We start from the raw sequence: 22218 nt of genomic DNA, 5'->3' as shown, positions 1-22218 counted from the left end.
CCCCCGCCGCCACCCCGCGGCCGTACCGGTCAGGAGAACGATGGGCACCGCCACCCGCGTCCCGCAACGACGCGACGTCCAGGGCGACGAGCTGTCCGGCGACGAGGCCTGGGCCGCGCTGCGCCGGTACGGCGGCTGGAGCCTGCTGCGCGACTCCTTCGTGCGGTTCCGCTACGCCGACGGCTTCAGCCACTCCCGCGCGCTGGCCCTGCAGACGGTCCTGTCGATCGTCCCCTTCGCCATCGCCGTGATCGGCCTGTCGAGCGTCCTGCACACGGACGACATCGGCCGCGTCGCCGAACTGACCGTCCGCCGGATCGCCAGCGGACCCAGCCAGGAGGTGATCGACGACGCCCTGCGGCAGAGCCACCGGCAGGGCGACGGCGGCGGGCAGGCGGCCCTGTGGCTGGGGCTGCTGTTCTCCGTCGTCAACGTCACCACCGGCCTGTGCCAGGTCGAACGCGGCGCCAACCGCATCTACGGCGTGGAGCGCGACCGCCCGTTCCTGTACAAGTACAGCCGCGGCCTGGTGATGGCCGTACTGGCGGGCATGCCGCTGGGCCTCAGCTTCGTCCTCACCGTCCTGGGAGGCCATCTGACGCGGGCCCTGGCGCAGGTCTACCACCTGGACGCCGCCACCACGCACGCCTGGGACCTCCTGCGCTGGCCGCTCGGGATACTCCTCGCGGTGCTCGCCACGAGCGCGATCTTCCGCCGTTCACCCCGCCGTGCCCAGCCCGGCTACACCTGGCTCGCCTTCGGCGCGACGGTGTACCTGGTGCTGTGGAGCGTGTCGACCTGGGCCCTGAGCCTGTACGTCGGGGCGAGCGGATCCTTCACGAGCATGTACGGGCCGCTCAGCGCCTTCGTCGCGCTGCTGCTGTGGTCCTACCTCACCTCGGTCGCGCTCTTCCTCGGCCTGGCGTTCGCCGCGCAACTGGAGGCGGTGCGCGCCGGGGTCCGGCAACCCGCCGCCGACGACCCGGGCGTGTGACACCCGACCGGCCAAGGAGGCCCCGCCCATGCGCATCCCGTACCACTTCACGCACCTGGGACCCGACGCACGTCTGGGCGCCCGGCTGCCGGCCGCGGCGGCCGCCACAGCCGTCATGGCGGTGCCCTTCGCCCTCGCCGTACTGCTGGTGGAATCCGGATGGCCCCCGCTGCGCCGCCTGGACCAGGGCGCCGCCGACCATCTGCACCGCGCCGCCCTGCAGCACCCGGGCCTGGTGCGCGTGCTCCGCGTCCTCACCGACGTCGTCTGGGACCCGGCGACGCTGCGCGCGCTGGTCGCCGTACTGGTGGTGTGGCTGCTGACCCGCCGGGCCTGGCGCCTGGCGGCCTGGGCCGCCGTCACCGCGGTCGCCGGAGCCACGACGGGGCTGCTCGCCAAGAACACCGTCGAACGCGCCCGCCCCCACCTGCCGGACCCGGTCGCCCACGCCCCCGGCTTCTCCTTCCCGTCCGGCCACGCCATGACGGCCACCACCTCCTGCGCCGTCCTGCTGCTCGCCCTGCTCCCCCTGGTGCCCAAGGCGTGGCGCCCGCTGCCGTGGGCCCTCGCCGGGATCACGGTGCTCGGCGTCGGCTGCACCCGGGTGGCCCTGGGCGTCCACTGGGTCAGCGACGTCCTGGGCGGCTGGCTGCTGGGCCTGGTCGTGGTCACCGCCACCACCCTCGTCTTCGAGGCCTGGCGCGCCGAGACCGGACGTCCCCGCACCGCCCCCTCGCAGGGCCTGGAGCCGGAACTGACCGGGGCCGCCCCCGAATCACCACGCGACGCCTGGCGGCCCTGAGGCCCCGGTCAGCCCGACAAGCCGCCGAGCCAGTCGGCCAGGAGCGGGACGACCAGTTCGGGCGCCTCGAGCTGGGGGAAGTGCCCCACAGCGGGCGCGTCGTCGAGAACGGTCAGCTTGGAGCGGGGGACGAACTCCGCAATGCGCGGGATCACATGGGCCCCGCTGATGGGGTCCGCCGGGCCCCAGATGAACTGCTGCTCGTCCTCACACGTGCGCAGCACCTCCGTCCATCGAGCGGCGTGCACCTTCCGTTCGTCCATGTACCGCAAGAGGCCCGGCAGGACTCTGAGGCCGTCGCGCGTCCGCGTCCCGGCCCACATCTCGTGCAGCACCGCCTCCGGCAGGGGCCGTCCGGTCAGATGCGCCACGGACGCGGTGAACTTCCCCTCGTCCACGTGCTCGGCCAGGTCCGGCCCGTGGGGGCCGTGGAGCGCCCGCTGCTCGGGGGTGGGGTGATGGAGGTCGGGGAAGATGCCTCCGTTGAGCCAGGTCACCGACGTGACCCGGTGCGGGTCGGGGGCCAGGAGTTCCTGGGCGACGGAGACCCCGTAGTCGTGGGCGACCAGAGCCGTGGTCGCGTGGCCCTCCAGCGCCCAGACCGCCTCGACGAGGTCGGCCTGTTCGAGCAGGGAGTAGGTGTGCGGGTAGGGCTTGTCGCTCACGCCGAGTCCGAGGAAGTCCACCGTGGTCACGCGGTGACCCCCCGCCGCCAGGTGCGGCACGACGGCCGCCCAGTCGTGCGAGGACGAGGGGAACCCGTGCAGCAGCGTCACGGGAGTGCCCTCGGGCGGCCCGTCCTGCCGTACGAACACGACGTGGCCGAACCCCGGGAGGCGCCGCCGGTCACCCCCGGCGATCCACTCCCGACGGGACGGCACGGCGCCGGCCATCATCCCTCCGATCGCCGGACGCGAGGCGCGCGCACGGCACGCCCCCTCACTGCCACCGGCCAGCCTGACCACACCGCGACCGGCCCGCATCACGGCCGGTCCGGCCGGGTGACCCCGGCCCGTGGACCGGCGGCGGAGCGACGGCGCCGAGGGTTGTCCCGACGACCGGGCATCCTCGACGCACCGGCCGGGCATGCCAACCCTTGTGACCCTCGCAACTACGGCCCCCGCTGGGGTTGGAGATACGCCTGGAGAGCGGCCTTCGACGCCGAGCCTGCCGCCGCCGACCTCGCGGCGCCCTGCCCGCAGTGCGCGGCGAGGGATCTCCACCGCTGGTACCGGGTGGATGGTCCACTCGACGAGATATCGACGGGGTGCACGCTGTCGCCTATGGCTGGCTCACCGAGTGGTGTGCCACCTGTCACCTGTGCCACGAGGACGGCGACAGCTTCGCACCGGAATACTGTCGGTCTCCGTACGACGTGCCGGATGCACATGCGATGAAATTCGCGCCCCGCTACGTCGAAGCCGCCCGTCAGGCACGACTGCGAAGCGGGGAGGGCCGTCCGACCCAGGGCCACTGACGGATCAGGAGGGCGTCCCTGCGCCGTCGGTGAGGCCGGACCTGACCTTGGCCAGCATCTGGCCGAGCAGGTGGAAGGCCCGTGCCCGCGTGGGTGCTTGGCGGAGCGTTCCGCAGCAGGACGTAGGCCGCGTCGACGGCGGCGCACACCAGCGCCGCGCCCAGCCGGCCCGTGCGGTTCATGCGCCCTCCCACCCCAGATGCCGCCGGGACCGTTCGGTGACGGTGCCGCGTTCCTGCTCGGCGAGTTCGGCGGCCAGCGCCAAGCCGGCGCCCGTGAGACGGTACAGGTGCCGCGGGGGCCGTCCGGCCGGTGCGTCGGACTCCCACGTGGTCTCCAGCTGCCCGCGGTCGGCCAGCCGGATCAGGATCGGGTACATCGACCCGGCCCGGATGTCGAGCATGCGGCACAGTTCGTAGCCGTACCGCCAGTCGGTCGGGGTTTCGGCCAGCGCCAGCACGACCGCGATGGTCTGCGCCGAGGGGCGTCGGGACCGGGTCATGCGGAGAACTCTATATAGCTAGAGTTGACCCGGCAAGGGATCGTCGTGAAGCGACGACGGAGCGCAACCCGCGGCTCAGACCACCGACTTGGTGTCGTCGTGGTCGGTGGACAGGGCCAGGGCCCGCCAGGTGTCCGCTTCCTTGCGGAGCTGGACGATCTTGCCGTCCATCGCGGCGGCGCAGTCGCTGCCCAATTGGGCCCGCATCGGCGGGTGGTCGGAGTCGGCGAGCTCGATCATGGCCCGGGCGCCCTTGACCGGGTCCCCCGGCTGGCCGTGGTTGAGGCCGGGGACGGCGTCGCGCACCGCACCCGCGGTGGCGGCGTAGTCGGCGATCACCTGACCCTCGGTGTGCAGGCTGGACGCGTCGAGGAAGTCGGTGCGGAAATAACCCGGTTCGACGATGACGACGTGGATGCCCAGCGGGGCCAGTTCGTCGTGGAGGGCCTCGGAGAGCCCCTCCACCGCGAACTTGGTGGAGCAGTAGACGCCGAAGCCGGGCGCGCCTCGGAAACCGCCGATGGAGCTGAGGTTGAGGATGCGGCCCGACCGCTGCCGGCGCATGACCGGTAGGACGGCGCGGGTGACGTTGGCCAGACCGAAGACGTTCGTCTCGTACACCGACCGGAACGCCGCGTCGGAGGTCTCCTCGACCGCTCCCAGGACACCGCGGCCCGCGTTGTTGACCAGGACGTCGATCCTGCCGAAGGCGTACACGGCCGCGTCGACCGCCGCACGGGCCCGCGGCTCGTCGGTCACGTCCAGCGCGACCGCGAGCACCCGGTCGCCGTAGGCGGAGAGCGCCTTCTCCACGTCCCGGGGGTCCCGTGCCGTCGCCACGACGCGGTCACCGCGTTCCAGCGCCTGACGTGCGATCTCCAGGCCGAATCCGCGGGCCGCGCCGGTGATGAACCATGTGATCATGACTGCCGGCCTCCTGGAGTCAGTGCGCGATGAGGTTCTGGCCGCCGTCGATGTCGTACGTCCCGCCGGTGAGCGCGTCGTTGCACATGATGTGGGTGGCCAGGGCGGCGACGTCCGCAGGGCCGACGACCCGCCGGATGGGCAGCTTGGCGCGCAGTTCCTCGCGCCGGGCCTCGAGTTGGTCACCCAGGAGCGACGCCGACAGGGAGGTGTCCACGAAGCCGGCGGCGACGAGGTTCACGCGGATCGGCGCCAGCTCGAGCGCCAGGTTCGCGGTGAGGGCGGGAAGGGCGGCGGTGAGCGCGCAGGTCACGGCCAGGCCGACGCCGGGGCGCCGGCCGCCGGTGCCGCCGATGAACAGCAGCGTGCCGCCGGGGCGGACCTTGTCGGCGCTGTAGAGCGCCACCGCCAAGGTCATGGCCAGACGTTCGCTGAAGTGGCGGCGTGCCTCCCCGAGGTCCATGTCCGCGAGCGGCATGTAGAAGGGGCTGCCGGCCGTGAGCAGCACGTGGTCGACCGTGCCGGGCAGGCCCTGGAAGAACTCCGCGAGACGGTCGGTGTCGGTGGCGTCGAAGGCCGCCGTGCTCAGGGGCCGGAGCTCGTCCGCGGCCTTCCGCAGCCGCTCGGGGTTGCGCCCGACCAGCACCACCTCGCCGCCACCGGCCCGTACGCGGCGCGCGGTCTCGAAGCCGATGCCCGCGCTGGCCCCGATCACCACGACGGTCTGGCCGGCGAGGTCAGGGGGGTCGTGCGACGCCTTGCCGTCCGTCATGGGCACCTCCGGTTGCCGTAGCCGTCCGTCCCGTCGGGTGGGGTCAGACCAGCGGCTCGCCGCCGCGCAGCTGCGGGTAGAGCTGGCCGGGGCCGCCGGGCAGGGCCGCCTGGACCTTCCGGGTGACGTCGTCGGCGAGCACCTCGTCCGCTCCGGCCGCCACGCCGTCGAGGGTGGCGCGGGCCACCGCGGCGGGATCGGCCTTCGGACCGCTCACGGCGGCGGCCATCTCCGTCGCGAGGTAGCTGACGTGGAGCGCGGTGACCTGCGTGCCCTGCTCGGCGAGCGCCACCCGCAGGGCGTTGGTGATCGACCATTCGGCGGACTTGGCGGCGGCGTACCCGGCGGTGCGCGGGATGGAGACCCAGGACAGCACGGAGAGCACGTTGACGATCGCGCCGCCCCCGTTGCGCCCGAGGACCGGCGCGAACGCCCTGCTCATGGCGAGGGTGCCGAGGACGTGCGTCTCGAATTCCGTACGGAACGCGTCGAGGTCGGCGGTGAGGACGTTGGCACGGGTCGTCGAGCCCGCGTTGTTGATCAGGAACGTCACGTCCCCGGCCTGCTCGGCCGCGGCACGGACCGAATCCTGGTCGGTGATGTCCACCGCGATCGGGACGGCGCCGGGGACGGCGACCTTCGCGGGGTCGCGGGCTCCCGCGTAGACCTTGGCCGCCCCGGCCTCGAAGAGCGCCCGCACGAACTGCTCACCGAGCCCGCGGTTGGCTCCGGTGACGAGGGCAACGCACCCTTGGACCTTCATGGAGGCACCTTCCCGGCGTGGGGTCTCGGGGCTGGGACGCGCGCTCACGGCCCGCCACGGCAGCCCGTGGCCGTCCGTCCTGCCTCCTCGACCTCTTCGAACGCACCTCTTCGAACGTATATCGCCCGGGTTGCGGCCACCACCGGAAGGGCGGGCACCCCTTTGGCGGCGCTCATGATGCCGTGGCCGCCACGGTCCGGAAACTGGGGTTCGGCAGCGGAGTGTCGTGGAGGAGGTCGGCGTGGCGGGCGAGTCTCCCGGCGGGGCGGATCAGCAGGAGTCGTCGGGGCGGACGGCGGACCCGGACGAGGCGAACAGCGCGGTGGGGCCCTCCGTGCCCACCGGCGAGCGCCGGACCCTGCTGGACGAGCTGACGAACCCTCCTCCGCCACCCCCGCCCCCGCCACCGGTCGCGGAGGAGCGCACCCCCGTGAGCCCGGTGAGGCTCTGGCTTCCGGTGGTCGTGCTGCTGGCGCTGGTCTTCTGCGTGGTCCAGACGCTGCGCCCGCTGCCGGCGCCCACGCTGCAGCTGACCGCGGCGCCCTCCTACACCTTCGGCGGCGACGGACCGTCGCTGCCGTGGCCCGCCGAGGGCCAAGCGGTCCTGGAAGCCGAAGGGCTGGGCCGGATCGGTACGTTCGGCGTGCAGCGGCCGGTGCCGATCGCGAGCGTCGCGAAGGTGATGACGGCCTACGTCATCCTGCGCGACCACCCCATCGGGGACGACGGCGAGGGCAAGACCGTCGAGGTCGACCGCAAGGCCGAGGACCAGTTCGGCAGCGGGCAGACGGAGGGGGAGTCCGTCGTCAAGGTCACCGCAGGGCAGAAGCTCAGCGAGTACGAGGCGCTGGAGGCCGTCATGCTGCCCTCGGCCAACAACATCGCCCGCCTGCTGGCCCGTTGGGACGCGGGGACGGAGGAGGCGTTCGTGAGGAAGATGAACGCCACCGCCAGGGAACTCGGGATGGACGACACGACGTACACCGACCCGAGCGGCCTGGAGGCGACCACCGTCAGCACCGCGAGCGACCAGGTCAAGCTGGCGCACGCGGCGATGAAGGACGAGGTCTTCGCGGAACTCGCCGCCAAGACCCGGTACATGGACCTGAACGGCGACGTCCAGAGGAACGTCAACCAGCTCGTCGGCTCCGGCGGCGTCGTCGGCATCAAGACCGGCAGCAGCACCAAGGCGGGCGGTAACCTCCTCTTCGCGGCGGTCCGTGAGCTCGGCGGCACGCAGCAGCTCGTCATCGGAGCGATGCTGGGGCAGCACAAGGCCGACATCCTCGACACGGTGCTGGGCCGCAGCAACACCCTGCTCCAGGCCGCGCTGGGCGCCCTCGCCTCGGACACGGTGGTCAGGAAGGGTGAGGTCGTCGGCTACGTGGACGACGGCCTCGGCGGCCGCACCGAGGTCATGGCGGCCGAGGACGTCCAGGCGATCGGCTGGAGCGGGCTGAAGGTCCGCCTCTCCCTGCACGCCCCCGAGAACGGCGTCCCGCACGCGGCGCCGGCCGGCGCCCCCATCGGCACCCTCACCGTCGGGGATGACGACAGCGCCGTCAAGGTGCCCGTCGCCCTCGGCCGCCACCTGTCCTCGCCGTCGATCGGCTCGAAGCTCACCCGCCTCGGCTGACGCGGGTCACACCGGCAGCGCTCCCCGGATCCCTAGACGAGGTAGCCGGCGACCAGGTCGGCGAACTCCTGCTCGCTGAGCACCCTCGTGCCCAGTTCCTGGGCCTTGGCGAGCTTGGAGCCCGCGCCCTGGCCCGCGACGAGGATGGTGGTCTTCTTCGACACGCTGCCGGAGGAGGTGCCGCCGGCGTTGCTGACGAGGTCGTTCATCTCGTTGCGGTTCCTGCCGGCGAGGGGCCCGTTCATGCCGCCCGTGATGACGACGACCTGACCGTCCAGGGGTTTCGCCTCGCCTGGCGTGGCGGCGGCGGCCGGCGCCACGGGCTCGGTCATGGTGACGCCCGCGGCGACGAGCTTGTCGATGACGGGTCCCATGGCCGCGATGTGGGCCGCGATCTTGGGGGCGTTGGCCGCCGGGAGCTTGTGCACCGCGGCCAGGGCGTCGGCGTCGGCGGCGCGTATCGCGTCCATCGTGCCGAAGTGGCGGGCGATCTCCCGTGACAGCGTACGGCCGGTGCGGACGATGCCGAGCGCGCAGAACACCCGTTTGAGGGGCTTGGCCCTGGCCGCCTCGATCTGCGCCACCACGGTGTCGGCGCGCTTCTCGCTGCGGGTCGCGTCGACCAGTTGCCCACGTGTGAGGCCGAACAGGTCGGCCACGTCGGCGACCGCGCCGCCGTCGACGAGGGCCTCCAGGTAGGTGATGCCGAGACCGTCGATGTCGAGTTGGTCGCGGCCCACGGCGTACCGCAGCGCGGCGAGCAGCCCGCATCCGCCGCCGGTGCCGCCCGCGCACTCCCACCGTTCGCCGGAGGTGTCGATCTCGCCGCCGCACGTCGGGCACGACTCGGGGAACACCACGGGCGTCTCGTCGCCCGTGCGCAGTTCCACCACGGGTGCCTCGATGCGGGGGATGATGTCGCCGGCCTTCCACACCATGACGGTGTCGCCGATCATCATGCCGCTGTCGCGGATGAACTTCGGGTTGTGCAGCGTCGCGTACCTGACGACGCTGCCGTCGACCTCGACCGGCTCCAGCACGGCCCGCGGCGCGATGATGCCGGTGCGTCCGACGTTCCACTCCACCGCGAGGAGCTTCGACTGCCGTACGGCGGCGGCGAGTTTGTACGCCGTCGCCCAGTGCGGGTGGCGGGTCGCGAACCCGGCCTTCTCCTGCTCGGCGACCGCATCGGCCTTGATGACGACGCCGTCGATGCCGAACGGCAGCTCCGCGCGCAGCCCGGCGATCTCGTCGACGCGGCGCTGCACCTCCTCCACCGTGCGGCAGACGCGCGGCCCGGCCGGTGTCGCGGCCGTGGTCTGCACCCCGGCGGCGGCGACCGCCTCCATCATCTCCGTGTGCGTGTCAGCGGGCAGGCCGACCACGCCGTACGCGTAGAAGGTCGTCTCGATCACGTAGGGGCGGTCCTTGGCGCGCAGCGTCCCGGCCGTGCCGTTGCGCGGGTTGGAGAAGACCTTCGCCCCGTGGGCCGTGCGGATGGCGTTGGCCGCCGCGAACTGCTCCCGGGTGAGCAGGACTTCTCCGCGCACCTCGAAGGTGGCCGGTGAGTTCAGCTCCAGGGGCAGGCCCACGATCGACCCGATCGCATGGGAGACGTCCTCGCCGGAGGTGCCGTCGCCCCGGGTGACGAGCTGCGTCAGGCGCCCGTCCACGTACCGGGCGGCGATGGCCGCGCCGTCCAGCTTGGGCTCGGTGACGTAGCCGCCCTGAACCGGTGCGCCCAGCCGGCGGGCGACGGACGCGTCCCACTTCACCAGTTCCTCGGGGCTGAACACATTGTCGAGGGACAACATGGGAACGGTGTGGGCGACATCGCCCGCCGGGGCGGCGCCACCGCCCACCTTGCCCGTGGGGGAGTCCTCCCGGACGTCCTCGGGGTGGTCCAGCTCGTAGTCGCGGATGCGCCCGGCCAGCAGGTCGTACGCGGCGTCGTCGAGCGGGCTCGTCCCGTCGGCGTAGTAGGCGGCGCACGCCTGCAGGGCCGTGTCGACGGCGGAGCGGTAGTGCTCACGGGACATCAGCGGGGCAGCGATCACTGTCGTCATGTGCCACATCTTGGTGCACGGGTCTGACAGTGAGCCGGTCAAGCGGGCCCGGTCGGGCCGGGCCCGTCAGCGGCTGCCGGCGGGCCACGGCTGCCCGTCCGGGCGCATGAGCGCGGGCCGGCCCGCTGCTACGAAGTCCCCGTACTCGTCCTGCACGATGCCTTGGTTGACCCAGCGCGACCGCAGCGCACCCGTGCGCTCCTCAGCGGTCACCAGCGCGCGGATCGTCGGCGGTGCCGACGAGGCGGCCGAACGCCTCCTCCTCCGCTTCCGGGTCGAGCGGCGGAAACTCGACCAGGTCCATGAAAGTCGCGTGCCCGACGTCCTCGAGGTCGTGGACGTGGACCTCGTACACCGCTTTCACCGGCCGGACCTCGACGACCCTGACGCCAGGGCGCTCGGGCGCACCGATCGGCCCGAGGAACTGTTCCACCGGACGGCCCCGTCTCAGGGCCCCGACAGCGAAGGACTCCGCCAAGTAGCGCACACGCGCATCGTACGGTGCTCAGGCGGGCTCCTTGCCGATGCCGCCGGACGCCTTGCACAGCAGCCGGGCGGCCCCGTCGGCGAGTTCGCGGACGACGTCGAGGGCCGACTCGATGCGGGAGACCGTGCCGACCGCCTCGCCCGCGTAGAGGGCCATCGCGTCCAGGTGCCCGGTCGTGGTCCGGAGCGGGCAGACCGGGCTGGACGCCGGGACGGGTACGGGCACGCCGCCCAGTACCGCCTCGCCGGCGATGTCGGTGTCCAGGGCACGTGCGCGCTCGACGCACTCCGACAGGACGCGGTGCGGCGCGTCCGGCCATCCGGTCGAGAACTGCGTCGTCAGCACGGTGTCGCCGGCGCCCGCCCTGATCAGGGCCTCCTTGTACCGCGGGTGCGCGTCGGACTCGTGCGTGGCGACGAACCGCGTGCCGATACGGGCCGCGTGCGCCCCGGCGGCCAGCACCGCGGCGAGGGACCGCGCGGTGCCGATGCCGCCCGCCGCGACGACGGGGACGTCGACCGCGTCGAGCACCTCGTCGAGGAGCGGGAGCAGGGGCCGCACCCCGCGCACGTGACCGCCCGCCTCCCTGCCCTGGACGACGACGAAGTCGCACCCGGCGTCGGCCGCGGCCCGGGCCTCCTCGACCGAACCCACCTGCCAGGCGGCCAGCGCCCCGCCGCGCTTGGCACTAGTGACCAGGCGGGGGACGGGATCCGCGTAGAAGAACTCGACGACCGGCATCCGCTCCGCGGCGACGTCGACGCACGCCTCGTCCTCGAGCAGCGGCAGGATGAAGTTGACCCCCACCGGGCGGGAGGTGCGCCGCCGTACCGCGTCGAGCAGGTCGGTGAGCACGGGCGGTGGCACCATCGGGTAGCCCACCATGCCGAGCGCCCCTGCCGCGGACACCGCGTCGGCGAGGTCCAGCCCGCTCACCCAGCCCATGCCGGCCAGCTGGATCGGCACGTCGCAGCCGACGAGGTCGGTGAACGGGGTGCGCAGCGGGATGGGTACGGTCGCCATGTGCTGATGCAAGCGCCCGCCGTCGCGCTGTCGCCGCTGCGACGCGTCAGGCGGGCGGAGCGTCACCCCGACGGCCGATGCCCCGCCTCCACGGGGTGACGCCGGATGAAGTCGAGGACGGTCCACGCGACGAGGGAGGGGTCCTCCAGGGGCATCGCGTGGCTGACGCCCGGGAGCGTCACCTGCCGGGCCCGGGCGAGCCGTCCGGCCAGCGCGCGGTTCCGTGCCCGGTAGGGGCTGTTGAGGCGCTCCCCCTCGCCGCCCGCCACCAGGAGCACCGGCTGCGGCAGGCCGTCGAGGCCGGCGGCGTCGGCGTCCCACGCGGCGAACGCCGCGCGCTCGTGGTCGAAGAAGTACCTGCCGCTGAGCACCGACCTCCTGAAGCCCTCCGTGCCGAGCGCACGGGTCATGACGTCCAGGTAGCCGGGGGCGCACACGCTCCCCGGGAAGAAGCCGTAGGCCCGTGCCAGGTCGCCCTCCTCCGCGGCGGCGACGGCGCGGCGCATGGCGTCGCTCTCCGGCTCGTCGGGGGCGTACGGGAACGCCGGTTCCAGCAGCACCATCGACCAGACGAGCTCCGGGTGCGCGGCGGCCAGTTGCAGGGCGATGCTGCCGCCGGTCGAGTGGCCGACCACGTGCGCCTGCCCGATCCCCCGGGCGCGGAGCACCTCCGCGAGGTGCCGGGCGTGGTCGGTGACGCCCAGCCGGCCGCTCAGGTCCCGGCTCCGGCCGTACCCGGCGCGATGGGTGCGTACGACCCGCAGGCCGGGGAGCAGCCCGGCGAGCGGTGCGAACCAGTCGGCGCCGAAGGAGGCGTGGACGAGCAGTACCGCCTCGCCGTCCCCCTCGTCCCAGAAGGCGATGTCGGCGTCCGGTGTCACGATGTGCTGCTCCGCTCGCATGGGCATTCGCCTCGGAGTGGGTGCCGTCCGTGCTGCTATGTGGTGGTTTGTGCAACTTCACGCGAGGCGATGCTGTTCCCGGCGGGGTGATTCCCCGTGGCCGGTCACCCTGTGGATCGGCCGCTTCGCGGTGAGTGCCGTGCTCGCGGCGTGCCGGGCAGTCGTGACGTCGCCGTGCGCTCCGGTCACCGGATGCGATGCTGGACAGCGTGGGTCATCACCGGTGGAGATGACCGCCCGGTTCGGGCCACGGGAAAGGGACGGCGGCGGTTCGCATGGACCTACGGCAGATGGAAGTGGTGGTCGCGGTCGCCGAGGAGGGCGGGTTCACGGCGGCGGCGCAGCGGCTGCACGTGGTGCAGTCCGCGGTGTCCGGCACGGTGCGGGCGCTGGAGAAGGAACTGGGCAGCGCCTTGTTCGACCGGACCACGCACCGCGTGTCGCTGACCCCGGCGGGGGAGGCGTTCGTGCCCGCCGCCCGTGCGGCGCTCCGCGCGGCCGAGGAGGCGCGGGCGGTGGTCGACGCCGTACGGGGTGAGGTGCGCGGACGTGTGACGGTCGCCATCATGCAGGGCGTCTGGGCCGGCCTGCACCGCGCCCTGGCGGGGCTGCGCGCGGAGCACCCCGGGGTGAGCGTACGTCTGCAGCAGGCACCGGTGGCCAACGTCCGGCAGGCGCTGAGCGAGGGCACGGTGGACCTCGGCGTGGTGGCGCTCGACCGGCAGCAGCAACGGGGGCTGGTGACCCGTCTGCTGTCGCGCGAGGAGATGCTGCTGGTGTCCTCGCCGACGCGTGCCTTCGCCGAGGAGGACCTGGTGCGCCTCGACGAGATCTCCGGCATGCCCTTCGTGGACTTCCTGCCCGGCTGGGCCATTCGCTACTCGGTGGACCGGGCCTTCCGGGCCGCCGCCGCGGAGCGGTCCACGGTGTTCGAGGTGAACGACATCGTGGCGGCGTCCGAGCTGGTCCGGCACGACCTCGGGGTGTGCATCATGCCGGCGTCGATCGCGGCCCGGTTCCCGGACCTCTCCGTACGCCGGTTCGTGCAGCACGCCCCCGCCTGGAAGGTCATGGTGGTCCGCCGCCGGGGGGACATGTCGCCCGCGGTCGAGGCGCTGCTGCGGCACATCACCCCCCGGACGGCGGCGGAGTCGACGGGATGAGCACGGCGGGGCCCGCCGGCCAGGGGAGTCACCGGATCACGGCCGGCGCGTCCGTGGCCACGGTGTCCTTGCGGGCGGGGCGGCGCTCCGTCGCCCAGTAGGCGAGAGAGATCAGAGGGAGATCAGCGACAGGGCGGCACCGAGGACGCTCACCACCGTCCAGCCGCCGGCGTGGTAGGCGAGCGACCCGAGCCGGGCGCCGAGTACGCCACCCGCGAAGAAGAGCGCCATGAAGGCGCTGTTGAGCCGTGACCGGGCGCCCGCGTCGAGCTGAATCATGATGCCGGTCATCTAGAACGGAGATGACGGCGAGTGCAGGCCGACCCGGTGGGCCACTGAACGGGTGCGAGGCCGTGTCGTCACTTGCCCTCCCCCAACCTTCGGCCGGGGGTGCCCCCACCCCGCGCCGTTCCCCCTGCCGGCGCTGGGAGGTGCCCCCAGGCACGGCACTCCCCCAGCCTTCGGCCCGGGGGGAGTCGTCGCATCGTCCGAGTAGCCCACTACGAGGACGGCTCTCCGCCTTGCGATGCACCGCACCTGGGGGCACCCCCCAGCGGAGCTGGGGGAGCTCATTTGACGACACGACCTAGTGCCACAACTGCCGGGAGCCGCCTGATTCCGCTGCCTCATGCGCGGTGAGGGCGAGCCTGCCGCCGTCGTCCACCTCGGTGACGTCGACCAGGAGCGTGCCGTTCGCGTCGAGGCGCAGGGTGAAGACCCGGTCGAGGGCCATCAGGAAGTCGAATCCCTCCTTCTCGTCCCCCGAGAGCGGGCCGGCGAGTGTCGCCCGGCAGGTCCAGGTGGAGCCGGCGACCTCGATCTCGACGTGCACCTCGAACGAGCCCAGGCACGTAGACCGGTTGGCCCACCACTCGAGCGTCGCCGCCCCCGCGTAGCTGTCCACGGTCCGAGTATCCGGCCTTGGTGTTTCGTGACGGTCCGTCGGTCGTCAGGGAACCGGAACGCGCTCTACCGGCGGACCGCCGAGATCAGTCCGCCGGGCCGTTCCTCGCCCTGCGGCGGGGTGCCGATCGGGCGGCCGTACGCGGCAGCGCGCTCGCGCAGGGTGTGGCTGCCGGCCTCCCAGCCGTGCCCGGCCAGCCAGCCCACCGGGTCGTCGGGCATCTCCGAGACCCACATGGACGCCGCCGATCCCGGCACGGCGTCCGCACCGAAGCGCTCGATCACGCCACGCGAGCCCAACGTCAGCCCCATCCGACTGCCTGGCGCCGACCGCGCGCTGATCCGGGCCAGCAGCAGCTCCACCGCGTCCTCGGGCAGATAGATCAGCAGTCCCTCGGCGATCCACACGGTCGGCAGGGCCGGGTCGTGCCCTGCGGCGGCCAGCGCGCCCGGCCAGTCCTCACGCAGATCCACCGCGACGGTGATCCGCTCGCAGCGTGCGACGGCCCCCTCCTGGCGCAGCACCGAAGCCTTGAAGTCCAGTGGCGCGGCGGTGTCGACCTCGAACAGCCGGGTGCCCTCGGGCCAGTCCATCCGGAAGGCCCGGCTGTCCATGCCGGCGCCGAGCAGCACGACCTGCCGGACCCCGGACGCGGAGGCCTGCTGCAACAGGTCGTCGAGGAACTTCGTCCTGATGACGATGGAGAACGACACGGCCAGCCGGCGGCGTCGCGCGGTCTCGTCACCGGGCGGCGGCGAGGAGGGCCACAGGCCGCCGGCGGTGGCGAAGGCCTGTGCCAGTGGGTCCCGGAACAGCGCGTTCTCCCGCTCGGTCTCCAGCGCGCGCACCCTGGCCACCCCCACAGCCGTGGCCCACACTCCCGACGGCTGGACCCGCTCCTGCTCATCAGTCACCGCGCCAGCCTAATCACCGCGGTCCAGGGCCGGTGGCGGGGGCTGATCGCCTACGGGCAGCCCACCTCGTGAGAGCTCGAGGCTAGGATCGGCCTGCCACGCGGACCGAGGACAGGTGGGGATGGGACATGGCCGGCCGGGTCACGGCGGTGAGCCGCCACGCGACGTACGCCTTCAGCAAGCCCAACCGTGACTCCGTCACGCTGCTCGCCGGGCTCGGCGTCGAAGGGGACGTCCACGCGGGCGAGACGATCCGCCACCAGTTCCGGATGACCTACGAGCCCGACCTGCCGAACCTGCGCCAGGTCCACCTGATGCACGAGGAACTCTTCGACGAGCTCGCGCTCAAGGGCTTCGACGTCTCGGCCGGCCGGCTCGGCGAGAACATCACCACCCGCGGCGTGGACCTGCTGGGCCTGCCCACCGGCACCCTGCTGCACCTCGGCGACGAGGCCGTGGTGGAGGTGACGGGGCTGCGCAACCCCTGCTCGAAGATCAACGACTTCCGCAAGAGCCTGCTCGGCGAGATGTTCGCCCTGGACCCGGTGTCGGGGGAGTTCACCTTCAAGTCCGGCGTCATGGGCGTGGTCCGCCGCGGCGGAGTCGTCCGCCCCCAGGACCCCGTCGAGGCCGAACTCCCGCCCACCCCGCACCGACCCCTGGAGCGCGTCTAGCGCCGTGGGAGCGCCGGGCCCGGCGGTGCGCCCTGCTCGGCGCGGCAGGCCACGCCCAGGCGGATCAGGCTCGTGCGCATCCTGTGGGCGCCCAGTTCGGGGAGGAGGGCGCCGACGTGGTCCGCGGACAGGGCGGCGAGGAGGGTGTGGGCGAGGGTGGGCGGGTCGGGCGTGGTGGCGAGCAGGGTCGTCAGGTGGTCGAGCCGGAAGCGGTAGGCGGCGGTGCGGTGGCGCGCGCCCGGGTGCGCGGTCTGGGAGGCGCGGAGGAGGTCCAGGTGCCCGGCCACGTGGTCGAAGTAGGCGGTGACGAACGCCGCGAGGCGGTCCTCGGCCGGGACTCCGGGGCCGAGTGGCGGCGGTCCGTCGAGGACGGCTTCCCGCAGTTCGCGTTCGCGGGCGGCCAGGAGCGCGGAGGCCAGTCCGGACCGGTCGCCGAAGCGGCGGTACACGGTGCCCTTGCCGACGCCCGCCGCGGCGGCGACCCGGTCCATGGAGACGCCGTCCGCGCCGTGTTCGGCGAAGAGACGGGCGGCTGCCTTGAGTATCGCGGCGCGGTTGCGCGCGGCGTCCACCCGCTCCCTGAGCGGCGGGTCGTGGTCGTGCCTCACGTACGGACTCCTGGCCGAAGCATGTTGTGACGTCGGGCCCGATGCCGGCAGGCCGGAGTCGTCCCGGGCATCGGGAGAATTCCCGAATGCGGGATCCGTCAGGGGGAGGACGGGAGCCCGTGGCGGTGCGCCATCGCCGCGGCCTCGGTGCGGCTGGAGGCACCCAGCTTGGCCAGGATGCTGGAGACGTGCGTGCTCGTCGTCTTCTGCGAGATGTGGAGCTCTTCGGAGATCCGGCGGTTGCTGTACCCCCTCGCGACCAGCCCCAGCACCTCCGACTCGCGCGGGGTGAGCCCGAAGGGCGTCGCCGGTTCCGCCGCGGTGGCGGCGGTCGCGGGCGGGGCCTGTTCGTCCGCCGGGCCCGTGCCGGCCCGGCGCGTCACCGCTTCGACGTCCGCGAGGAGCAGGCCCGCCCCGAGGCCGGTGGCGATGCGCCGTGCCCGGCCGAGCCGGTCGAGTGCCGCGGCGCGGTGCCGGTGGGTGGTGAGCAGGGCGCGTCCCTCGCCGAGGAGTGCCGCCGCCGTCTCGTAGGGACGCTCGGCCGCCGTGAAGTCGGCCACGGCCTTCGACCACAGGGCCGGGTCGTCGGCTCCCTCGGCGCGTCCCAACTCCGCGTGGAGCAGCCGCTCGTACGCCGCCCAGACGGGGAAGGCGACGTCGAGCCGGCCGGCGGCGCGGCGTACCGCGGCGAGGACCTCGGGCGAGGCCCCGCCGAGGGCGGCGGACCGACGGGCCTCGGCCTCGACCGCCGCCGCGGTGCGCAGCAGTGGCAGCGACCAGCGGACGGGTCCGGTCGTCAGGCCCTCGGCGTCGGCCCGCAGGAACTCGGCCCGGGCGTCCGCGAGACGGCCCTGGGCGGCCGCGATCTCCATCGTGCAGTGGCTGAGGGCGACGAGGAGCTCGGCCCGCAGCCGCTCGGTGCCGCGCAGTCGCTCGGCGAGCGCCAACTGCCGGGCGGCGCCGTCCGCGTCACCGCGGTGGAGCAGGTGGTACGCGCGGCGGGCCGCGAACGTCCAGCGCGGCAGGTGCGACCGGGCGACCGAGGCGGCCTCGTCGAGGGCCGCCTCGGACTCCGCCCAACGGCCCAGGGAGAAGAGGCTGATCGCCCTGTTGGAGTGCACCCACGCCTCGTGGTCGGCCAGCCCGAGCGAGCGGCACAGCGCGATGCCGTGGTCCGCGGCCGCGACGGCCTCCTCGGAACGGCCCATGCCCTCCAGGATCGACGGCAGGTTCTGGTTCGCCCGCCCGGCGATGCCGAGTTCGCCCAGTTCCTCCGCCCGCCGTCTGACCTCGTACAGCTCGGTGATGCCGGCGCCTTCGCGGTCGGTCCCGGCGTCCAGCAGGCACCTGGTCATGCGGGCGTGCAGTTCCAGTGCCTCGGCGCCCACGGCGGCCGCGTAGCGCACGGCCTCGTCGGTGGCAGCCCGGTGGTCCGTACCGGGGCGATGGACGGCGCTCCAGTTGGCGATGTGGACCAGGACGTCGGCGTGCACCAGCGAGGGGGTCAGCCCGTCGACCAGTTTCCGCGCCGTCTCGAGGTCCTGCCATCCGTCGCCGCGGTTCAGCCCCTGGATCAGCCGGGACCGCTGGGTGCGGAACCACGCGGCGCGCAGCCGGTGCGGCTCGTCCTCCGGCGGAAGGCCCTCCAGGGCGGCGTCGGCCAGGCGCAGTGCCGTGTCGAGGCTGCCGCTGTGCAGCGCGGCGACGGTGGCGGTCGCGAGCAGCTCCAGGCGGAGGCGTCCGTTCCCGTCGAGCCGGGGCGCGGCGGGCCCGGTCCCATCGAGCCCGGGCCCCGCGTGCCCGGCGCCACCGCGCGGGTACGTCTGCGGGCAGCGCGGGCCGGGCAGGGCCGCACGGGCCTCGTCCGGGACCCGGTCCCACAGCTGGAGCGCCCGTTCCAGGTGCCACAGCTGTTCGGCGTAGGCGTAGCAGTGACGCGCTTCCTCGGCCGCCGCGACGCTCATCCGCAGGGCCTTCACGGAGTCCTGCGCGGCGTGCCAGTGCCGGGCCAGACGGCAGGACAGTTCCACGGCGGGCACGAGCGTGGGGTCGGCCTCCAGCGCCTGCGCGTACCGGCGGTTGATCAGCGCGCGTTCGCCCGGCAGCAGGGTCTCGCTGACGGTCTCGCGCACCAGCGAGTGCCGGAACCGGTAGTCCGCGCCGCCCGGTTCGGGGACGAGGACGTGGGCGAGGACGGCCGCGCGCAGTCCCTCGATCAGCTCGTCCTCGGGCAGCCCCGCCACCTCCCGCAGCAGTGCGTACCCGGTCACCGTCCCGCCCTCGGCGGCCGTGCGCAGGATGCGCCGGCTGGTCTCCGGCAACGCCTCCAGCCTGGTCAGCAGCACGTCGTGGAACTCCTGGAGGTCGTGGAGCCCCGGGCCCGGTCGCTCCCGGCCGGCGCCGGCGAGCTCCTCGACGAAGAAGGCGTTGCCGTCGGAGCGGGCGAAGACGTCGTCGAGGACCGCCGGGTCCGGTGGCGCCCCGAGGATGCCGGTGAGCTGTCCGCCGACCTCGCCCCGGGTGAACCGGGGGAGCGCCACACGGCGTACGGACCTGAGCCGGCCCAGCTCCGCGAGCAGCGGGCGCAGCGGGTGCCGGGGGTCGACGTCGTCGGACCGGTAGGTCCCCACGAGCAGCAGCCTGCCGCGGCGCCTGGTGCGGAACAGGTAACCCAGCAGGTTGCGGGTGGAGGCGTCGGCCCAGTGCAGGTCCTCGATGACGAGCACGACCAGGCGGTCCGAGGCGAGGCGCTCCAGGACGCGGGTGGTGAGCTCGAACAGCCGCGTCACGTCGTCGTCCCGGTGGTCGACGGGCGTCACGCCGCCCGGGTCGGGCAGGATCCGGGCGAGGAGGTCCTCATGGCCCGCGCTCGCCGCGCGCACCTCGTCGGGCAGTCGCTGCCACAGCACGCGCAGGGCCTCGGAGAACGCGGCGAAGGGCAGGCCGTCGCCGCCGACCTCGACGCAGCCACCGACCGCCGCGACGGCCGCCCTCGGCTCCAGCGACCGCAGGAGCTCCCCGACCAGCCTCGTCTTGCCCACTCCGGCCTCGCCCCGGACGAGGACGGCCTGGGGGTCGCCGCCGTCCGCGGCCCCGGCGGCCCGCAGCAGCTCGGCCAGCTCGGCCTCGCGGCCCACGAAGACGGGGCTGACGCGGGTCTGTGCCGGGAGGGATGCGTTCATCCGAGGGGACCTGTGGGGACCTGTGGGTGGTGACCACCGGGTACCGGGGGCGGCGTGCCCCGTCGTGGTCATGCGGACAATTCTCGCCGAAGGGTAGCAACGTACGGGTCCTTCCCCGCCCGTGGGGCCGGGAGCGACCCCCGTGGCGAGCCCCCGACCGGCTCGACCACAGGGTGCGTTCGCGGGCGGGGGTCCCCGCGAATCCGCGGCTCCGACGGACCGTCGGGGTGGAGCCCTTCCGATGCTGGCGCAGCCGGGTTGTCCCGCGCATCGGGAGAACTACCGACCGCCCTCCGGCGCTTGCCGTGCGGCCGTGCGGCGCGGACTCCGCCGCAGGATCGGGAATTCTCCCGATGTGCGCAGGCCGCTGCCGCTGACAGCATCCGAAGCTCCCTTCCGCGATCACCCACCAATCGAGGCTCCAGCAGTGGCAGCAGTACCGACAGTCAGCGAGACCATGGCCGATGTGCGCGACATGTTCATGGCGCACACGATGATGCGACGGGAGTTCCGCCTGCTCCCGCAACTCGTCCGGGACGTGGAGGCCGGTGACACCCGGCGCGCCGGGATCGTGGCGGACCATGCCGACAAGGTGTGCCTGATCCTGCACCTGCACCACGAGGGCGAGGACAAGGTGGTGTGGCCGCGCCTCCTGGAGCGCGGCGGTGAGCGGACCGCGGCCATCGTGCCCACGATGGAGGCGCAGCACCACGGCATCGACACCGCCCTCACCGGGGTGACCGCGCTCCTGGCGGGGTGGCGCTCCACCGCCCAGGACGGCGAGGCCCTCGCCGCGGCCCTCGAAGAACTGCTGAGCCGGCTCCTGGAGCACATGGCCCTGGAGGAGAAGGAGATCCTCCCGCTGGCCGAGGAGTTCATCACCGCGGCGGAGTGGGCGGAGCTCGGTGAGCACGGCATGGCCAACAGCCCGAAGAAGGACCTGCCGCTGGCCTTCGGCATGGTGATGTACGAGGGCGACCCCGAGGTGATCAAGGCGGTCCTCTCGCACGCCCCGCTGGCGCCCCGGCTGGTCATGCCGCTGCTGGCCCCGCGCCTGTACGCCTTGCACGCCAAGCGCGTGTACGGGACGCCGACCCCGCCCCGCGTCGGGGCCTGACCCGGTCACCGTCGGGCGGGGCGTACGCGGTACGCCCCGCCGCGGCGTCGGCCGCCCGGCCTCGGGCCCCGGCTTCAGGCGCCCGCGGGGAAGGCGTGCCTCCTGCCCCCGGTCACGGCCGCGGCGGCGGCGAGCAGGAGGGCCAGCGACGCCCAGGTGATCGACGCGGTCCCCAGGTCCGCGACCAGGAGGCCACCGATGAGGCCGCCCAGGGCGATGGACGAGGAGAAGACCGTGATCGTGATCGACTGCGCGACGTCGGCGGCCGCCCCCGTCGCGTTGATCGCGGCGCCGATGAACAGGCTCGGGGAGCTGCCGAAGGCGAAGCCCCACGCCGCGACGGCGACGTAGGCCAGCGCGGGCACGCCGGAGCACACGGCGAGCACGAGCACGGTGAGCGCGAACAGCGCGGTGCTGCCCACGACGAGCCTGCGCAGGTGCCGGTCGATGTGGGTGCCGACGACGATGACGCTCAGGATGGACGTGACACCGAAGGCGAACAGCACCCATCCCGCCTGGCCGCCCATGCCCAGGTACCCGAGGAGGTCGGTGACGTAGGTGTAGAGGATGTTGTGGGCGACCATGTACGTGGCGAGGGCGAACAGGATGGTGCGCAGCCCCGGCAGGCGCAGGACCTGCGGGACCGTGAAGCGTTCGTCGGCCGGCCGGCCGGGCAGGTTCGGCAGCGTCGCCAGGATCCACACCATGGTCAGCGCGGTCAGGGCGGCGGACGCGTGGAAGGCGAGCCGCCACCCGCCGAGGGCGCCCAGCCAGGTGCCCAGCGGGACGCCCAGCGCCAGCGACACGGGGGTTCCGGCAAGGGCGATGGCGATGGCGCGGCCCTGGCGTCCCTCGGGGGCGAGCCGGGCGGCGTAACCGCCGAGGAGGGGCCAGACGAGCCCGGTGCCGAGGCCGGCGGCGAAGCGGATCACGAGGGTCTGCGCGTAGTCGTCGGACAGCGCCGTGAGGGCGTTGGCGACGGCGACCGTGCCGAGCGCGAGCTGCAGCACGTTCTTGCGGGGCCACCTCGCCGTCGCCCGGGTCAGCGGGATCGCCCCGATCGCGGTGGCGAGGGCGTAGATGGTCACGGTCTGGCCGGTGAGCGAGACGCTCGTGTGGAGCGTGCCGCTGATCTGCGGCAGCAGGCCGGCGGGCAGGCATTCGGTGAGGATGCCGACGAACCCGCTGAGGAAGAGGCCGAAGAGGGCCTTCCCGGGGAGGAGGTCCCGTCCGCGCGCTGGGGTGGACGGACCTGTGGTGGTCGTTTCCGTCATTCTTCGTGGTCCATGGGCTGTGTGTGACCCGACG

22 protein-coding genes are annotated in these 22218 nt (G+C 73.4%); 6 read left to right on the top strand and 16 right to left on the bottom strand.

Annotation, left to right across the window (positions count from 1 at the left end; all coding sequences use genetic code 11):
- Nucleotides 1-40 precede the first annotated feature (40 nt).
- Nucleotides 41-994 (top strand): YihY/virulence factor BrkB family protein, encoded by a 954-nt coding sequence (locus ACFYYN_RS14180; protein ID WP_499510230.1) that lies wholly within the window; start codon nt 41-43, stop codon nt 992-994.
- A gap of 28 nt (nt 995-1022) precedes the next feature.
- Nucleotides 1023-1796, top strand: a complete 774-nt coding sequence (locus ACFYYN_RS14175) for a phosphatase PAP2 family protein (RefSeq protein WP_500545994.1) — start codon at nt 1023-1025, stop codon at nt 1794-1796.
- An 8-nt stretch (nt 1797-1804) separates the two neighbouring features.
- On the opposite strand, the gene ACFYYN_RS14170 is transcribed toward ACFYYN_RS14175, so the two are convergent.
- The 5 genes from ACFYYN_RS14170 to ACFYYN_RS14150 form a co-directional block, all read right to left on the bottom strand.
- Nucleotides 1805-2677, bottom strand: a complete 873-nt coding sequence (locus ACFYYN_RS14170; protein WP_500545993.1) for an alpha/beta fold hydrolase — start codon at nt 2675-2677, stop codon at nt 1805-1807.
- 774 nt (nt 2678-3451) lie between these two features.
- On the bottom strand, nt 3452-3775 hold the full coding sequence (locus ACFYYN_RS14165; RefSeq protein WP_500545991.1) for a PadR family transcriptional regulator: 324 nt from the start codon (nt 3773-3775) through the stop codon (nt 3452-3454).
- Nucleotides 3776-3850: 75 nt separating this feature from the next.
- A complete protein-coding gene (locus tag ACFYYN_RS14160; RefSeq protein WP_500545990.1) occupies nt 3851-4699 on the bottom strand; it encodes an oxidoreductase in 849 nt (282 codons plus the stop codon).
- Nucleotides 4700-4718: 19 nt separating this feature from the next.
- The gene (locus tag ACFYYN_RS14155; RefSeq protein WP_500545989.1) at nt 4719-5471 is read right to left on the bottom strand and encodes an SDR family oxidoreductase; all 753 of its coding nucleotides are present in this window, start codon (nt 5469-5471) and stop codon (nt 4719-4721) included.
- Nucleotides 5472-5514: 43 nt separating this feature from the next.
- Nucleotides 5515-6234 carry an SDR family oxidoreductase gene (locus ACFYYN_RS14150; RefSeq protein WP_500327069.1) on the bottom strand — a complete coding sequence of 240 codons (720 nt, stop codon included), beginning with the start codon at nt 6232-6234 and terminating at the stop codon, nt 5515-5517.
- Between the two features lie 241 nt (nt 6235-6475).
- Between ACFYYN_RS14150 and ACFYYN_RS14145 the strand changes: the two genes are divergently transcribed.
- Complete coding sequence (locus tag ACFYYN_RS14145) at nt 6476-7870, top strand: D-alanyl-D-alanine carboxypeptidase family protein (RefSeq protein ID WP_500545988.1); 1395 nt, start codon at nt 6476-6478, stop codon at nt 7868-7870.
- 32 nt (nt 7871-7902) lie between these two features.
- On the opposite strand, the gene ligA is transcribed toward ACFYYN_RS14145, so the two are convergent.
- The 5 genes from ligA to ACFYYN_RS14120 form a co-directional block, all read right to left on the bottom strand.
- Complete coding sequence (gene ligA / locus ACFYYN_RS14140) at nt 7903-9936, bottom strand: NAD-dependent DNA ligase LigA (protein WP_500545987.1); 2034 nt, start codon at nt 9934-9936, stop codon at nt 7903-7905.
- Between the two features lie 66 nt (nt 9937-10002).
- Complete coding sequence (locus ACFYYN_RS14135) at nt 10003-10149, bottom strand: hypothetical protein (protein WP_500545986.1); 147 nt, start codon at nt 10147-10149, stop codon at nt 10003-10005.
- The gene (locus ACFYYN_RS14130; protein ID WP_500545985.1) at nt 10139-10369 is read right to left on the bottom strand and encodes a hypothetical protein; all 231 of its coding nucleotides are present in this window, start codon (nt 10367-10369) and stop codon (nt 10139-10141) included. The genes ACFYYN_RS14135 and ACFYYN_RS14130 overlap by 11 nt, the downstream gene beginning before the upstream one ends.
- 72 nt (nt 10370-10441) lie before the next feature.
- Nucleotides 10442-11446 (bottom strand): NAD(P)H-dependent flavin oxidoreductase, encoded by a 1005-nt coding sequence (locus ACFYYN_RS14125; protein ID WP_500545984.1) that lies wholly within the window; start codon nt 11444-11446, stop codon nt 10442-10444.
- A 62-nt stretch (nt 11447-11508) separates the two neighbouring features.
- Nucleotides 11509-12348: an alpha/beta fold hydrolase gene (locus ACFYYN_RS14120; protein WP_500545983.1), complete on the bottom strand. Its 840-nt coding sequence runs from the start codon at nt 12346-12348 to the stop codon at nt 11509-11511.
- A 275-nt stretch (nt 12349-12623) separates the two neighbouring features.
- Here ACFYYN_RS14120 and ACFYYN_RS14115 point away from each other — a divergent pair, with 275 nt between their 5' ends.
- Complete coding sequence (locus tag ACFYYN_RS14115) at nt 12624-13511, top strand: LysR family transcriptional regulator (protein ID WP_500545982.1); 888 nt, start codon at nt 12624-12626, stop codon at nt 13509-13511.
- 111 nt (nt 13512-13622) lie between these two features.
- Here ACFYYN_RS14115 and ACFYYN_RS14110 read toward each other — a convergent pair whose 3' ends face one another.
- The 3 genes from ACFYYN_RS14110 to ACFYYN_RS14100 form a co-directional block, all read right to left on the bottom strand.
- Nucleotides 13623-13790, bottom strand: coding sequence for a hypothetical protein (locus ACFYYN_RS14110; protein WP_500545981.1), 168 nt, complete (start codon nt 13788-13790; stop codon nt 13623-13625).
- Nucleotides 13791-14097: 307 nt separating this feature from the next.
- The gene (locus ACFYYN_RS14105; RefSeq protein ID WP_500545980.1) at nt 14098-14415 is read right to left on the bottom strand and encodes a hypothetical protein; all 318 of its coding nucleotides are present in this window, start codon (nt 14413-14415) and stop codon (nt 14098-14100) included.
- Nucleotides 14416-14480: 65 nt separating this feature from the next.
- A complete protein-coding gene (locus ACFYYN_RS14100; RefSeq protein WP_500546178.1) occupies nt 14481-15293 on the bottom strand; it encodes a class I SAM-dependent methyltransferase in 813 nt (270 codons plus the stop codon).
- A 164-nt stretch (nt 15294-15457) separates the two neighbouring features.
- On the opposite strand from ACFYYN_RS14100, the gene ACFYYN_RS14095 reads away from it, so the two are divergent.
- A complete protein-coding gene (locus ACFYYN_RS14095) occupies nt 15458-16003 on the top strand; it encodes an MOSC domain-containing protein (RefSeq protein ID WP_500545979.1) in 546 nt (181 codons plus the stop codon).
- On the opposite strand, the gene ACFYYN_RS14090 is transcribed toward ACFYYN_RS14095, so the two are convergent.
- Together ACFYYN_RS14090 and ACFYYN_RS14085 are read right to left on the bottom strand one after the other, a co-directional pair.
- A complete protein-coding gene (locus tag ACFYYN_RS14090) occupies nt 16000-16611 on the bottom strand; it encodes a TetR/AcrR family transcriptional regulator (RefSeq protein WP_500545978.1) in 612 nt (203 codons plus the stop codon). The genes ACFYYN_RS14095 and ACFYYN_RS14090 overlap by 4 nt on opposite strands.
- A 98-nt stretch (nt 16612-16709) precedes the next feature.
- Entirely contained in the window at nt 16710-19793 is a 3084-nt protein-coding gene (locus ACFYYN_RS14085; RefSeq protein ID WP_500545977.1) for a helix-turn-helix transcriptional regulator, read from the bottom strand.
- A 427-nt stretch (nt 19794-20220) separates the two neighbouring features.
- Here ACFYYN_RS14085 and ACFYYN_RS14080 point away from each other — a divergent pair, with 427 nt between their 5' ends.
- On the top strand, nt 20221-20910 hold the full coding sequence (locus ACFYYN_RS14080) for a hemerythrin domain-containing protein (RefSeq protein ID WP_500545976.1): 690 nt from the start codon (nt 20221-20223) through the stop codon (nt 20908-20910).
- 74 nt (nt 20911-20984) lie between these two features.
- Here ACFYYN_RS14080 and ACFYYN_RS14075 read toward each other — a convergent pair whose 3' ends face one another.
- Entirely contained in the window at nt 20985-22184 is a 1200-nt protein-coding gene (locus tag ACFYYN_RS14075; protein WP_500545975.1) for an MFS transporter, read from the bottom strand.
- Between the last annotated feature and the right edge of the window lie 34 nt (nt 22185-22218).

The sequence above is a fragment of the Streptomyces sp. NPDC001902 genome, assembly GCF_042891295.1.
GTDB lineage: Bacteria > Actinomycetota > Actinomycetes > Streptomycetales > Streptomycetaceae > Actinacidiphila.
This window is presented reverse-complemented; position numbering and strand designations above follow the sequence as displayed.

What these genes read in the sequence shown, in the direction of transcription:
- ACFYYN_RS14115 (WP_500545982.1), top strand. Translation starts at nt 12,624, where the DNA reads ATGGACCTACGGCAGATGGAAGTGGTGGTCGCGGTCGCCGAGGAGGGC.
- ACFYYN_RS14120 (WP_500545983.1), bottom strand. Translation starts at nt 12,348, where the DNA reads ATGCGAGCGGAGCAGCACATCGTGACACCGGACGCCGACATCGCCTTC.
- ACFYYN_RS14110 (WP_500545981.1), bottom strand. Translation starts at nt 13,790, where the DNA reads ATGATTCAGCTCGACGCGGGCGCCCGGTCACGGCTCAACAGCGCCTTC.
- ACFYYN_RS14075 (WP_500545975.1), bottom strand. Translation starts at nt 22,184, where the DNA reads ATGACGGAAACGACCACCACAGGTCCGTCCACCCCAGCGCGCGGACGG.
- ACFYYN_RS14160 (WP_500545990.1), bottom strand. Translation starts at nt 4,699, where the DNA reads ATGATCACATGGTTCATCACCGGCGCGGCCCGCGGATTCGGCCTGGAG.
- ACFYYN_RS14085 (WP_500545977.1), bottom strand. Translation starts at nt 19,793, where the DNA reads ATGAACGCATCCCTCCCGGCACAGACCCGCGTCAGCCCCGTCTTCGTG.
- ACFYYN_RS14165 (WP_500545991.1), bottom strand. Translation starts at nt 3,775, where the DNA reads ATGACCCGGTCCCGACGCCCCTCGGCGCAGACCATCGCGGTCGTGCTG.
- ACFYYN_RS14155 (WP_500545989.1), bottom strand. Translation starts at nt 5,471, where the DNA reads ATGACGGACGGCAAGGCGTCGCACGACCCCCCTGACCTCGCCGGCCAG.
- ACFYYN_RS14095 (WP_500545979.1), top strand. Translation starts at nt 15,458, where the DNA reads ATGGCCGGCCGGGTCACGGCGGTGAGCCGCCACGCGACGTACGCCTTC.
- ACFYYN_RS14150 (WP_500327069.1), bottom strand. Translation starts at nt 6,234, where the DNA reads ATGAAGGTCCAAGGGTGCGTTGCCCTCGTCACCGGAGCCAACCGCGGG.
- ligA (WP_500545987.1), bottom strand. Translation starts at nt 9,936, where the DNA reads ATGACGACAGTGATCGCTGCCCCGCTGATGTCCCGTGAGCACTACCGC.
- ACFYYN_RS14175 (WP_500545994.1), top strand. Translation starts at nt 1,023, where the DNA reads ATGCGCATCCCGTACCACTTCACGCACCTGGGACCCGACGCACGTCTG.
- ACFYYN_RS14180 (WP_499510230.1), top strand. Translation starts at nt 41, where the DNA reads ATGGGCACCGCCACCCGCGTCCCGCAACGACGCGACGTCCAGGGCGAC.
- ACFYYN_RS14125 (WP_500545984.1), bottom strand. Translation starts at nt 11,446, where the DNA reads ATGGCGACCGTACCCATCCCGCTGCGCACCCCGTTCACCGACCTCGTC.